Consider the following 13,274-nt stretch of genomic DNA (forward strand, 5'->3'; position numbering starts at 1 on the left):
CCGGGGTTATTTCAAGGACCTGCGCCTTATTCAATGACCAGGACCGGCACCGGCGAGGAGAAATCGGTTCCGTCCCCGAGCTGGCCCGAGGTATTCCTTCCCCAGCAGGCTATCCTTCCGTCGTCCAGGCCCGCGCAGGAATGGAAAAAGCCCGCTGTTACGGAAGTAGCCGTTGCGATTCCAGCCGCAGGCACCGGGTTTATCGTGGTGGTCGGCGGAGCGCCGGACCCGGGGGGAACGAACCCCGCGAAGCTCCCGTTTCCAAGCTGCCCGTCCGCGTTTTCACCCCAGCAGAAGACCCTTTTATTCGAGAGCGCGGCGCATGAATGCGAAAGGCCCGCGGCAACTGAAACAGCCCCGGACAGACCCGGCGAAACTGGCGTGCTGGAGGAGATAAGGTCCGGGGCGGGCCAGAACGAGCCGAGCTGCCCCGAGGAATTATCCCCCCAGCACCTTATCGAACCGTCTCCGAGAAGGGCGCAGGTGTGGCTTTCCCCGGCGCTCAATGAGACCGCGTTCGAAAGGCCGGTGACCTCCACAGGGGAGAGCGAGCCTGAGCCGGTCGGTATGCCCGCGTTGCCGAGCTGGTCAAAGAGGCTCGAGCCCCAGCACCGGACTTCGCCGCCTGAAACGAGGGCGCAGGTATGGGTGCCGCCCGCTGAAACGGCCGTGGCCCCCGTGAGGCCGGTGACCGCGATTGGGGAGGCCGAGTGCGCGAAGGAGCCGTTACCGAGCTGCCCAAACTCGTTATTACCCCAGCACGCGACCGTGCCGTCGGAGAGAACCGCACAAGTGTGCGAGTTTCCAGCGGAAGTCGAAGCCGCCCCAATAAGGCCGGATACCTCGATTGGAGTGGTCGAGCTCGCAACCGTTGCGTTGCCGAGCTGGCCAAAAGCATTTCTTCCCCAGCACCGGACAGTGCCGTCCGGAAGGAGGGCGCAAGTGTGCGCCCTTCCCGAAGAGACCTCGACAGGGGCGGACAGGCCCCCTACGGTGACCGGGAAGGGAGAATCGAGCCTTCCTCCATTGCCGAGCTGGCCGTCCGAATTTTCACCCCAGCATACGGCCGAATCGCCCGAGGCGGCGCATGTATGGAAGCCCCCGGCAGAAATTAGCGTTGCCCTGAGCTCAGTGCCGTCGTCCCCGTTACCGCAGCCCCAGAGGGATGGGAGGAGAAAAATAATAAGTAGAAACGGCTGGATTCTCAATATTTTCGCTCCGGATGCGCTCGTTTCCCGGCCCGATTAAGTATTCCGCAAAAAAGGGGCGTGTCAAGGGCCTAACCCGGATGAGCCCGGATGCTTGTAATTGACCGGAAGGCCGTTTTCTGCTATTTTAATCTGAGTTTCCAGCAGGGGTATTCATGGGCAAGGGAAGGATTCTCGTAATCGATGACGACGCGTTCTTCAGGGTCCTTTGCTCTGACATGCTGACGGGCGGAGGTTACTCCGTAATAACCGCGTCCTCCGGAAAAGAGGCCCTGGCCGTCATGGAGGACGAAAGCTTCGACATCGTCATGACCGACCTCGTCATGCCGGACCTAAGCGGCATAGAGGTGCTGGAAAGGGTAAAGCAGAAAAACACGCTCACGGACGTAATCCTCGTAACCGGCCACGGCTCGATAGAGTCTGCCATAGCGGCCTTGAGGAGCGGCGCTTTCGACTACATAATGAAGCCGCTCAACGAGGCCGAGCTCCTCCATACGGTCGGGAGCTGCATGGAGAAGCGCAAGCTCCTCGAAGAGAACCAGGAGATGCGCCAGTCGCTGCGGCTCTTCGAGGTGAGCCGGGCCATAACCACCACCCTCGACATACCCAGGCTTTACGAGCTCACCCTCGACGCGCTCCTCCAGACCGTCCCGTCTGACTCAGGCATCGCCACCTTCTATGAAAGCGACTTAAGGACCCTCGCGGTAAAGGCGTCAAGGCACATAGACCCGGACCAGGCCGAGCGGCTTGCAGGACTCTTCAAGTCCATATTCGAGAGGGACTACGAGGCCAAGCCCGAGATACGGGTCTTTCCAAAAGAAGGGCTGGGCTTCGCGGAGAACGGGCCGCTTAAGGGGTTCGAGTCCTTCATCGTCGCGCCACTGGCCAGGGGGCAGAAGGCCATCGGCTACTTCATCCTCCTCTCCCGCAAGCGGAAGGAGGAATACTCCGAGAAGGACCTGCTGAACGCCTCTTTCATATCGGAGCACGCCTCGACCGCCTATGAAAACGCGGAGAAGTACGCGGACGCCAAGGAGATGGCCTTCATAGACAGCCTCACGAACCTCTATAACGCCAAGTACCTGGACCTCGTCCTCGACAAGGAGATAAAGAGGGCGGACAGGCTCAGGATGCACGTGACGGTCCTCTTCCTCGACCTCGACAACTTCAAGAACGTGAACGACTCTAACGACCACCTCGTCGGCTCAAAGGTGCTCATTGAGCTCGGGCATCTCCTCTTGAAATGCGTGAGGGAAGTGGACACCGTTATAAGATACGGAGGCGACGAGTTCGTAATCATACTGGCGGACGCGGACCACAAGGCGGCGATGCAGGTCGCGAACAGGATACGGGCGGCCATAGAAAGGCACGAGTTCGTGCAGGCCGAAGAGAAGCTTGTCCTCAAGATAACCGCCTCGATCGGGGTCGCGACCTACCCCACCCACACGAGGAACATGCGCGAGCTCCTGAAGACCGCGGACAAGGCCATGTACAAGGCCAAGGACCTTTCCAGGAACACGGTATTTCTCGCGCCGATACCTGAAATCGTGGTTCCCAAATAGGGACGAATTCCCCCACAAAAAGACAGCCCTGCCATTTTGCGGAAAAAGCAAAATAGTTTAGCTGCTGAAAAGCTCCGGATGCGCGGCCCCAATAACAGGGAAGCGGGGAATCAGGAGTATTATCGTATAAGCCGGAGTATCGATCGGCAAGAAAAACGAAGCGGATTTCCAGCAGCCTAAAGGAAGCTCCCGCCTGCCCGGGCGAGCTCCGCCGCAAGCCCCCGTATCCTCTTCATGTCGGTTTTTCCGGTCGCTGTGACCGGAAGCTCCTCAATGAAAAAGAAGCTGTCCCGCTTGGGGAGCCATAGCCGCGGCAGGTCCGTATCGGCCAGCGCCTTCCATGCCTCTTCCGGGGCCGTATCCTTTTTCGTGTAAAAGGCCACGAGCCGTTCCCCCCGCGCCATGTCCGGCACAGCCGTTACGACGCAGTCCGAGGAGAGGGCGTTTGCGAGGGCTTCCTCTATCCTTATGTGCGGTATCATCTCGCCGCCTATCTTGCTGAACCTGGCGAGCCTGTCGAGTATCGTGATGAACCCGTCCTCCCCTATCGAGGCTATGTCCCCGGTAACGTACCACCCGTTCCTTAAGACGCGCGAGGTGGTCTCGGGGTCGCCGAGATAGCCGAGCATGAGGTTCGGCCCTTTTACGAGGAGCATCCCTTCGCCCCCGGGCGGGAGCTCCATTCCAGTTTCAGGATTAACCACCTTTGCCGAGACCCCGGGTATGGGGTGGCCTACAGTGCCCGTACGCGAGCCCCTCTGGCGCACCCCGCCGTGCTCGATATCAGGGATGTTGACCGAGACGACGGGCGACATCTCAGTTGCGCCGTAGCCTTCGAGGAGGTCGATGCCGAACCTTGATTTGAACTCCGCGGCCACCTGTGGCTTAAGCTTCTCCGCGCCGGCTACGGCGTACCTCAAGGATGTGAAATCCCCGGGCTCGCACTTCTTCACGTAATGGGAGAAGAAGGTGGGCGCGCCCATTATCATCGTCGCGCGGTATTTACGCGTAAGCTCGCCTATGCCCCTCGCGTCCATGGGGTTGGGGTGGTATACCGCGCGGAATCCCGAAAGGAGCGGGAACCAGATTGTGGCCGTGTAGCCGAATGAATGGAAGAACGGGAGCGTGCCCATTATGGTGTCCCTGTGGGAATGGACGAATATCTGCTGGAGCCCCTCTACGTTGGAGATGATGTTGTGGTGCGACAGCATCACGCCTTTAGGGATCCCGGTCGAGCCGCTCGTGAATATGATGGTAGCGAGGCCCTTTGGGTCTTTGTTCACGCAGTAAAGGGCCGAAATGAGGCGGGCCGGGAAAAGCAGGGCGGCGGCCATGCCGAAAAGGCGCCCGGTCCCGGAGACCTTTGCCATCACGTCCTCGAGGAAGAGCATCCTGCCGTCCATCTCGATGCCCGCCTTTTCGATAAACGCCCTGGATGTGACTATCTCGCTCGCGCCGCTTTGCGAGACGGCTGACTGCACGGCCTCCCTGCTCGCGGTGAAGTTGAGGTTAACCGGGACCTTGCCGGCCATGAGAAGCGCGATATTGGCGAGCGCCCCTGCAACGCTCGACGGAAGGAGCAGGCAGACCTTCTCTCCCTTGAGGTTCGAGGCGGCCCACTTCGAGAGGATGATGCTCCCGGCAAGCGCGCGCGCCCAGGATAGCTTCTTTCCTGTAGAGTCGGCCATGCAGAACGAGAAGAGGCGCGAGCGGGCCTCTTTTATGAAACCCGAATGCAAGAGGTCGTCCTGAGAGCGCCTGTGGTCATGGGCAGCGCTCCCGAGTTCCATAACGGCCTGCCTCGCCTCCAGGGCCGCTGCGCCCCGGAGGGGTTTGCCGAATGAGACCGTGACCGGGTAAGGGAAATGCGCGGGGAACTTCCAGAAGAACTTCATGCCCTTGAAGCTGAAGACCGAGCCCCAGACCCGGTCGAGGTGGACCGGTATCACCGGGACGTCGAGGCCGTCTATTATCCTCTCGAAACCCTTCTTGAAGGGCAGGAGGTTCCCTGTCCGCGTTATCGCGCCCTCGGCGAATATGCAGACCATGTGTCCGGCCTTGAGTTCATCCCTTGCCCGCGAGATCGACTGAAGCACCTCTTTCCTGTTGCCGTCGGCTATGGGCAGGGCCTTCATGAGGCGTAAAAGCCACTGAATGGGTTTTATGTTGTAGAAGTACTCGTAAATGAGGAAACGGATGAAGCGCTGAACGCACGCCCCCACAAGAAAGGCGTCAACGAACGACATGTGGTTCGAGACGAGGAGCGCGGGGCCCGTAAGCGGCACGTTCTCCTGGCCGACCACCTTTATCTTGTAGAGGGTATGGGTAAGCATCCAGAGTATGAAGCGCGTAAGGAAATCCGGCAGGGCCTTGAGTACAAATACGGTCGAGAGGAGCGTTACCACGCCGAAGATGAGTATTATCTTATCCGCCGCAAGTCCCAGCGTCTCTGTCGCTACCCAGAGCACGCCCGAGGCGGCGAGAATGCCGCATGTGTTGAAGAAGTTGTTGGTCGCTATTATGCGGCCCTTCTCTACCGCCGCGCTCTTCTGCTGTAGAAGCGCGTTAAGGGGAACGATAAAGAGGCCGCCGGAAAAGCCGAGCATGAGCATGGCCGCCCCGGTTCGCGGGTACGAGTCCGGCGAGAAGGCGAGGAGGAGCGAGAATAGCCCCATGCCTATCCAGCCGAGCGGCACGAGCCCCGGCTCCACCTTGTCGCCGGAAAGCCTCCCGGCGGTGATGCTCCCCAGCCCTATGCCCACCGCGAGAAAGACTATCAGTATCCCGACCCATAGGTCGGTAAGGCCCATTACCTCCTTTCCGAGGAGGATTATGACCATCTGGAGGAGCGAGCCGAGGAACCAGAAATACGTTATGCCGCCGACGGTGAAGAGGAGGAGCCTGTTCTTAAGAAGGCTCCTGGAGCCTTTCCCTATCTCGGAGAAGGGGTTCCATTTGAAGCGCTTGACTGCGCCGGAATCCTTGACGACCGGCACACCGAAGCTCATGAGCATGCCTACAAGGGCCGTTACCACGAGGACGAGGCCCACGACCGTGAGCCTGTCGCTCCAGGCCGAATACATTATCGTGCCGAGGGAGGTGCCCAGTATTATGGCAAGGAAGGTGGACATCTCAAGAAGGCCGTTTGCGCGGGATAAGTCCCTGTCCGGGAGCATCTCGGGCACTATGCCGTACTTTGCGGGGCTGAAAAATGTCGAGTGGAGCGCCATGAGGAAGAGGGTGCCGAGCATGAGCTCGATCCTCCCGGACCAGAGCGCGGCGAGCCCGAAGAGCACCGCGACCACCTCGAAGCCCTTGGTAGCTATTATGACGGTCCGCTTGTTGAAAACATCCGCAACGTGGCCCGCATAACCGGAAAAGAAGAAGAAGGGGAGTATGAAGACCGCGCCCACCATTGAGAGGTAAGCCCCGCCCGAGGCGCCTTCCGAGCCCGCGATGTTCACGGCCACGAGGGACAATACTATCTTGAAGGCATTGTCGTTGAACGCGCCCAGAAACTGGGTCCAGAGGAAGGACTGGAAGCCCATTGATTTTATGAGGTCTTTATATCTGCCTATGCTCATTTATATTATTCATGGAGTTATCTTTTTTATTCCACGGGTTCAGCTCTTGCGAGGATCGTATCGGGTTCCGACGGGCATCACGGCAAATGAACCTCCCCTCAGGAAGCTCCGGGGCATCTTCAAACACCCCTCCCCATTAACAAGCAGGCGGGAGGGGATAGGAGGGGAGGGTTGCTTATCCTTCACCCCCTCCCAAACTCCCCCATCAAGGGGGAGGAGTTAAAGACAGCGCAGCAAGCTGCGTGGAATTTGACCTGAACATGATTAAAAAGCGAAGGTCTATTATACCCCAAGAGGGCCCCGGATGGGGCAAAAAGCCGGGCCGCCCTGGATGAAAGGCGCTTGCTTTATACCCGGCATTCGGGCCAAAGGGCTTTTCTGGCAATCGAGCGAAATCAGGGGAGCGCAGGGGTGGAAAGGGATCGTTCAGGAGTGCTGGCTTTTCCGGTCCCTGGCATCCGCGCCATAAAAGCGGACTCCCGGCAAATAAAAAACCCCTCAGGGACTGAGGGGTTTTTCTTTGAAAGGGGATTACCTTTCGTGTGGGAGCTTGTAGCCGACACCGGCGAACTGGATGTTCTCCGGGTCGTCGCACCTCGGGGGGGATACCGCGTGCACGCCGCCGCACTTGGGGCACTTGCCGACGAAGGTCTTCAGGACGAAGGCCTCGCCGCAGCCCTGGCACTTGGCGTTAAGGCCGCCGTCCGGGATGGGGGCATTCCTCACCCCGCCGCCGTGCGCGTGATAGACGAACTCCACCAGCTCAAGACCTTCCGAGAACGGGCCGCCGCCGGCAGGCCCGCAACTTCCGCAACCGTCACCCATAAGACCTCCTGAAAAATAGAAATAAGCTATTGGAAAACTTACATTAAAGGATACTACACTTCTTGAGGTCGTTCAAACAAAAATGTTCACCGACCCGTATAATCTCATAACCTGTTATTTCATTCTTTCTTCAAGGGAACATCGGTAAAACCGCTTGTCTTAACGGAGATGATTTTGTATCCTGATTCCCGGTGGACCTGTATTTCGACATAAGTAAATCCAGGGGGTACAAAAGCCCCTCGCAGATCGCCCGCGTCCTGACCGAGGACTGGGGGAGGCGGAACCTTTTCTGCGCCTCGTGCAGCCGCAATAGCCTCGTGTCCTCGAAAGACAACACGAAAGTACACGACTACGCTTGCGGGTGCTGCGGCGAAACCTACCAATTGAAGAGCCAGCGGAATCCGCTTGGAAATAAGTTCGTGGATTCAGCTTATCTCCCGATGATAGAATCCATTCGGGAAAACCGCGCTCCGAACCTGCTCCTTCTGCATTATCATCCCACGGAGCGCTGCGCGGAAAACCTTATTATCGTCCCCAGGTTTTTTCTATCCGAATCGTGCATAGAGGCGAGAAAGCCGCTTTCGGAATTCGCTCGCCGCGCGGGCTGGGTGGGCTGCAATATAGTCCTTAAGCAGCTCCCGCCTGACGGAAGGATCCCTATTATAAGAGATAGGCAGGCAATGAACAAAGGCCTGGTGAGGCGGGAGTTCAGCAGGTTCAGATTCCTGCTCGAAAAGAGGAGCGAGCTACGGGGCTGGACCTCGGACGTGCTTAAGGTCGTAAGGGATTTGGGAGAAAGAGAGTTCAGCCTCGAACAGGTATATTCCCGTGAGGATGAGCTTTCAAGGCTTCACCCGCATAACAGTCATATAAGGGCCAAAATCCGCCAGCAGCTCCAGCTTCTGAGGGACAAGGGGGTTGTGAAGTTCCTCGGAAACGGGCGTTATGGCCTCCTCTAAACCCTCTCGTACGGGTCCCACAGTTTCTTGAACTCATCCAGCGCGAACCTGTCCGTCATGCCTGCTATGTAGTCGCAGATCACCCTTTCCTTGCCGTGTCTCTCTATTTCCATGCAGGTCTTGGGCGGCAGCAGCTTCGGCTCCCTCATGTAGACCGTAAAGAGGTTCCTTAATATCCTCCGGGCCTTGTCCGCCATCCTTATCACCCTGTGGTGGTTGTAGAGGTTGGCCTTCAAAAACCTCTTAAGCTCCCGGTTTTTGGCGTCCATCTCCGGGCTGAAGCCCGCGATGTTCGCCCCGCGCGCCCTCACGTCATCGATAGAGCCGATGCCCTCGTCGGTTATGGCCTTAATGATGATCCCCACGAGGTCGGTAACCTGCGCATTGATTATCCTTATTATGGTCTGGGAGACGAGTATCCTCCGGTCCTCTCCGGGATAAAGGGCCTTCACCTCTTCAAAGTGCTCCTTCCAGAGCGCCACTTCCCTGAGGGAGTCGATTTCCAACATGTCGGACGAGAGGCCGTCGTCTATATCGTGGTTGTTGTAGGCGATCTCGTCGGCTATGTCCACTATCTGGGCTTCGAGCGAGGCGGAGCTCCCGCCGTCGTATTCGGAATTGCGGCCGGGCCGGTCGTGCTCGGAAGAGTGCTTCACGATCCCTTCCCGCACTTCATAGGTGAGGTTGAGGCCGTTGAAGCCCGGGTATTTCCTCTCAAGCTCCTCCACTATGCGGAGGCTCTGCCCGTTGTGCTCGAAGCCGCCGTGCCCTTCCATCAGGTGGTTTAGCGCGTCCTCGCCCGTGTGGCCGAAGGGCGGGTGCCCTAGGTCGTGGGCCAGGGCTATGGCCTCGGCAAGGTCTTCGTTAAGGCCGAGGGCGCGCGCGATGGTCCGGGATATCTGGGCCACCTCGATGGTGTGCGTAAGCCGCGTCCGGTAGTGGTCTCCCTCGTGGTAGACGAAGACCTGGGTCTTGTATTCGAGCCGCCTGAAGGCGTGGGAGTGGATTATCCGGTCCCTGTCCCTCTGGAATGGGGTCCTGAACGGGTGCTCGGCCTCCGCGTGCCTCCTGCCCCTTGTAGCCCCGCTCCAGGCCGCGTAGGGCTGAAGCCTCCTTGATTCCGCCTCGATGTAATTCTGGGCCTTTGCCATTGACTTTTCCCCGGAAGATAATAGAATTAATGCATGAGAACTCTCGTCCTCATCCTGGCAGTTGCGGTGCTTGCGGGCTGCTCGGTCATGCCCAGGGGCGTCCTGAAGGCCGTGGACCGCGATATCACGCTCGACCAGGTCCAGGCCAACCCCGACCGCTATCTCGGCTCGAACGTCCTCTGGGGCGGCATAATCCTCGGCGCCGAAAACCTCGAGGACGCTACAGAGATAGAGGTGCTTGAGACGAAACTCGGGTTCGACGAGCGCCCCGGTAACGGAACATCAAGGGGCAGGTTCATAATCCGGGCGAGGGGCTTCCTCGACACCAACATCTACTCCAAGGACAAGCGGATAACCGTTGCCGGTACCGTAAGGGCCGTCGAGATGAGGAGGATAGGCAGGATGGAATACCCCTATCCGGTCCTCGAGCCCATAGAGGTACGGATTTTCGACCCGATCGAGGACAGGTACGTTTACCAGGACCCCTTCTTCTACGGGCCGTTTTACCCATACGGTCCCTACGGGCCCTTTCATCCCTTTAACCCCTACTACCCGTTCGGCCCGAGGCGGCCTTACTATCCCTACCCGTTCTTCCCTTAAGAGGCAACCTCTAAAAATTGATCTTTTCCCCGGATTCTGGGTAGTTACGGGAATAAAAATGCTCACATATTATCATATATGCTCCGCTTTTTATTCCCGGCCTTCCTCGACTGCGGGAAAAATCTCTAATTTTTAGAGGTTGCCAAGAAAGATTCTTCGGGTCGAAAAAAGTCCGTTTGTCATTGCGAGAAGCGGTTTTGCGCGGCGAAGCAATCTCCTGATATTTGATTTTCCTGAAAACGAGATTGTTTCGCTTCGCTCGCAATGACGGAAAACCTTGGGAACCTCTGATTAATTCGCAAATGTTGTCATTCTGAGCGCAGCGAAGAATCTCGTATTTAGAAAAATCATCAAGTTACGAGATTCTTCGGTCGCTTACGCTCCCTCAGAATGACAGAAAACGGAATCAATCAGACCTTCCCTTGTTTTTAAGCGAACCGCTAATCCTTTACCGGCGAGCAGCCGTCCTTCAAGCCCCGAAGATATTCCATATACTCGTCGTAATAATCGTCCATGAACTCGAAGACGTTCCTGCCTTCGGTGTCCAGCCCTTTTTTGATTTTCAGGAACTCCTTGAAGGTCATTGCCTTCCCCTTTTCGTAACGCTTAAGCGATAGGGTATTGGGTCGGTTACCCCTGCCTCCCTGAACCCCCGGAGCCGGAGGAGGCACGAGTCGCACTCCCCGCAGGCGGCCTCCTCGTCGATGTAGCAGGACCACGTAAGACGGAACGGCGCCCCGAGCTCAACGCCCTTTTTTACTATATCGGATTTCCTGAGGCTTATAAGCGGGGTTACTATCGTTATCCTCGTCTCTGCCGGGTGCCGAGGTTCGCCGCCCCCTCGAATGCCTTGAAAAAATCGAGTGTGCAGTCCGGGTAACCGGAGCCGTCCTCCTCGACCGCGCCTATGTAAATCTCCCTTGCGCCCGTAACCTCGGCCCATGAGACGGCTATTGAAAGGAGGTGCGTTCCTGAACGGGACATAGGTCGCGGGCACATCTTTTCTATCGAGCTCCCCGCCCGGCACATCGATATTCCTGTCGGTCAGGGCCGAGCCGCCTATGAGCCTCAGGTGGCTTATATCCACGACGAGCCTTTCCGTTACGCCGTAGAAATCGGCTATCGCGTTAAACGACTTAAGCTCCCTCGACTCGGTCCTCTGGCCGTAGTTCACATGGAGGAACGCGCATCCGCCCTTTTTCGCGGCAAATGCCGCCGTCACAGTGCTGTCCATGCCCCCGCTCAAGAGGACTATCGCCTTGCCCATAAGGGAGATTAAAGCACATAAGGCTTGGACGGCTCAACCGAAAATTATGGAGAATACGTTCCTGACCCGCTCCTGTAGGGGGTCCTCTGCCCAGGAAACGAAGTGAGGCCCGGATATCTGCTCGAAGAGGGCCTTCTGCCTGAGATAGATGTCCCAGTCCGCGTCAGAGACAGCCTTGCCCGGCTCGGCGAGCCTCGCCCTCAGGCGCTCCCGTATCGTGGAATTCCGGGCGGTGCATTCGACGGTGTTGACGAAAACGCGGTTCCGTGCCGCCATTTCACTGGCCCTCAGAAGGTGCTTCCGTTTTCCGAACGTCGCGTCCAGGATGACCGAACGGCCCTTTTCCAGCAGGTCAGAAGAGCGCCTTATGAGCTCGTCATATGTCCTCTCGTGAAGTCATCGGAATAAATACCCTCTCCGAAGGGCTCCTTCCTCCTCTCGCCGGGAGAGAGCCCTGCCAGCTCCTTCCTGACCGCGTCCGAAGAGAGGTGGACGAAACCGGTATGCCCGGCTATTTCGGCTGCCAGAGTGGATTTCCCGGTCCCGGAAGGCCCGGAGACTATAGCATGGGGCCTGAAACCCGCCCGCGGCGTAGAGCCCGGAGAGGTGGAAATGGTAGGCGGCGCGGAGGAATGAGGCTTCCTTCTCGGCCCCCTTGACCTCCGGCTCCGAGGCCTTGAAGCCCTCGACCTTGCCCCGGACGAATGCGCCGGTAGCACCTGTAGAAGTCTATGAGGCGGCCGCCTTCGTAATCCCCGGTTTCATGGAAGTACGCTTCGTCGAAGGCGGAGGAAAGGCCGTGGCTGTTGAGGAAATCGAGGGTCCATCGAGAGAAAGGCGGCGTCGGCGATAACGTCCGAGTACCTGAAGCGCTCGTTGAACTCTATGCAGTCTATTATCTGCACTCCGCCGTCGATGAAGACGTGCTCGGGAATGGATGTCGCCGTGGCAGTCCCTTATGAAGCCGTTCCTTATCCTGCCTTGAAGGAGGGGGGCCTCGAAGGAAAGGAACCCCTCGGTATGGTCTTTTATCAACTTATAGAGCCGCTCGCTCAGTGTCTTTCCGATAAATGGAAGGGTCTGGGAGAAGTTCTCGCCGGTATTTTTCTTTATGGCCTCTATCGAGCCGAAGCCTGAGATATGCGCGTCCCGTGCGGGCTTTTTGATGGAACGAGGCTATGGCGCGCGCGACTTGCGCTACGGTCTCCGGTGCAGCCCTGTCCGACGCGATGAGTGTCGAGAGGCACTGCCCGTTGTCGAGCCGCTTCATCTTGACGGCGTATTCGACGGTCTTGCCCGGCCCGTCAACGAAAAAGGCCCCGCCCTCCTCGGTCACACGCGAGACACCCAGGTATGCGCCGGGCGCAAGCCGGCGGTTGAGCCTGACTTCCTCCTCGCAGAAGAAGCGGCGCTTCTCGAGGCTGGTAAAATCCAGAAACCCGAAGTCAACGGGCTTTTTTATCTTATAGACGAAATCCGGCGTGAACAGTAGATATGAGACGTGAGTCTGGCGGAGTTCGATTTCCAAAGGGCGCTCAGGGAACGCCTCGGGCCTCAAAGCCCGCCTATGAGCCTGGCAGGTCCATCCACTGCTCCCCCTCTTCCTGAACGGTGTAGAGGGCCGGGAAGGCCCCTCAGCCTCTCCTTGTAGTCCATCCCGTAGCCGACGACGAAGCCGGGCCCGATTATCGCTCCCGTGTAGTCGGCCTTAAGCTCCGGGGCCCCGCCTTCGCGCTTGAGGAGCGTGCAGAGCCTTATGGAGGCCGCGCCCCTGTCGGAGAAGTACTTCATGAGCGCCTTCGCAGTGTGCCCCCTGTCGATGATGTCCTCCACAATTATCACGTCGCGCCCGCTCAAGTCCGCTGTTATGTCCCGTACTATCAGTACGTCCGCAGCCGGGGTGTCGCGGTGCCCGTAGCAGGGAGGTCTGGATGAAGTCTATCTCGTGCTCGATATCGAGCTTCCGTACGAGGTCCGAGAGGAAGAGAAAAGCGCCCTTGAGCACGCCCACGAGCAAGGGCGTCCGTCCGCTGTAATCGCTATTTATCCCGGCGGCGAGCCGCCTTACTATCTCGTCTATCGCTTCTCGCGGGATGCAGGGCTTAAGGTTCATATTGT

At 58.2% G+C, this 13,274-nt stretch carries 13 protein-coding genes and 1 pseudogene; 3 read left to right on the forward strand and 11 right to left on the reverse strand.

All coding sequences use genetic code 11. The features are described from left to right. Window positions 1-26 precede the first annotated feature (26 nt). Entirely contained in the window at window positions 27-1,208 is a 1,182-nt protein-coding gene (locus QY316_00385) for a hypothetical protein (protein ID WKZ32898.1), read from the reverse strand. 155 nt (window positions 1,209-1,363) lie between these two features. On the opposite strand from QY316_00385, the gene QY316_00390 reads away from it, so the two are divergent. Next, complete coding sequence (locus QY316_00390) at window positions 1,364-2,770, forward strand: diguanylate cyclase (GenBank protein ID WKZ32899.1); 1,407 nt, start codon at window positions 1,364-1,366, stop codon at window positions 2,768-2,770. Window positions 2,771-2,946: 176 nt separating this feature from the next. On the opposite strand, the gene QY316_00395 is transcribed toward QY316_00390, so the two are convergent. Together QY316_00395 and QY316_00400 are read right to left on the reverse strand one after the other, a co-directional pair. Further along, entirely contained in the window at window positions 2,947-6,354 is a 3,408-nt protein-coding gene (locus QY316_00395) for an acyl-[ACP]--phospholipid O-acyltransferase (protein WKZ32900.1), read from the reverse strand. A gap of 531 nt (window positions 6,355-6,885) precedes the next feature. After that, window positions 6,886-7,179 carry a hypothetical protein gene (locus QY316_00400; protein ID WKZ32901.1) on the reverse strand — a complete coding sequence of 98 codons (294 nt, stop codon included), beginning with the start codon at window positions 7,177-7,179 and terminating at the stop codon, window positions 6,886-6,888. 191 nt (window positions 7,180-7,370) lie between these two features. On the opposite strand from QY316_00400, the gene QY316_00405 reads away from it, so the two are divergent. Then, window positions 7,371-8,138: a DpnI domain-containing protein gene (locus tag QY316_00405; protein WKZ32902.1), complete on the forward strand. Its 768-nt coding sequence runs from the start codon at window positions 7,371-7,373 to the stop codon at window positions 8,136-8,138. Here the strand turns inward: QY316_00405 and QY316_00410 are convergent. Continuing rightward, window positions 8,135-9,289: a deoxyguanosinetriphosphate triphosphohydrolase gene (locus QY316_00410; protein ID WKZ32903.1), complete on the reverse strand. Its 1,155-nt coding sequence runs from the start codon at window positions 9,287-9,289 to the stop codon at window positions 8,135-8,137. The two genes, QY316_00405 and QY316_00410, sit on opposite strands and share 4 nt — an antisense overlap. Before the next feature lie 33 nt (window positions 9,290-9,322). Between QY316_00410 and QY316_00415 the strand changes: the two genes are divergently transcribed. After that, window positions 9,323-9,889, forward strand: coding sequence for a Slp/YeaY family lipoprotein (locus QY316_00415; GenBank protein WKZ32904.1), 567 nt, complete (start codon window positions 9,323-9,325; stop codon window positions 9,887-9,889). Between the two features lie 440 nt (window positions 9,890-10,329). On the opposite strand, the gene QY316_00420 is transcribed toward QY316_00415, so the two are convergent. The 7 genes and pseudogenes from QY316_00420 to QY316_00450 form a co-directional block, all read right to left on the reverse strand. Then, window positions 10,330-10,473, reverse strand: a complete 144-nt coding sequence (locus tag QY316_00420; GenBank protein ID WKZ32905.1) for a hypothetical protein — start codon at window positions 10,471-10,473, stop codon at window positions 10,330-10,332. Continuing rightward, window positions 10,470-11,156: pseudogene (queC, locus tag QY316_00425) on the reverse strand (7-cyano-7-deazaguanine synthase QueC). The gene QY316_00420 and the pseudogene queC overlap by 4 nt, the downstream one beginning before the upstream one ends. A 33-nt stretch (window positions 11,157-11,189) precedes the next feature. After that, on the reverse strand, window positions 11,190-11,504 hold the full coding sequence (locus QY316_00430; protein WKZ34132.1) for an AAA family ATPase: 315 nt from the start codon (window positions 11,502-11,504) through the stop codon (window positions 11,190-11,192). 17 nt (window positions 11,505-11,521) lie between these two features. Then, a complete protein-coding gene (locus QY316_00435; GenBank protein ID WKZ32906.1) occupies window positions 11,522-11,875 on the reverse strand; it encodes an AAA family ATPase in 354 nt (117 codons plus the stop codon). Between the two features lie 42 nt (window positions 11,876-11,917). Continuing rightward, a complete protein-coding gene (locus tag QY316_00440; protein ID WKZ32907.1) occupies window positions 11,918-12,061 on the reverse strand; it encodes a hypothetical protein in 144 nt (47 codons plus the stop codon). Window positions 12,062-12,192: 131 nt separating this feature from the next. Next, entirely contained in the window at window positions 12,193-12,684 is a 492-nt protein-coding gene (locus QY316_00445; GenBank protein ID WKZ32908.1) for a hypothetical protein, read from the reverse strand. A gap of 26 nt (window positions 12,685-12,710) precedes the next feature. Beyond that, a complete protein-coding gene (locus QY316_00450) occupies window positions 12,711-13,013 on the reverse strand; it encodes a phosphoribosyltransferase family protein (protein ID WKZ32909.1) in 303 nt (100 codons plus the stop codon). Window positions 13,014-13,274 lie beyond the last annotated feature (261 nt).

The sequence above is a fragment of the Thermodesulfobacteriota bacterium genome (assembly GCA_030583865.1).
Classification (GTDB): Bacteria; Desulfobacterota; GWC2-55-46; order GWC2-55-46; family GWC2-55-46; genus UBA5799.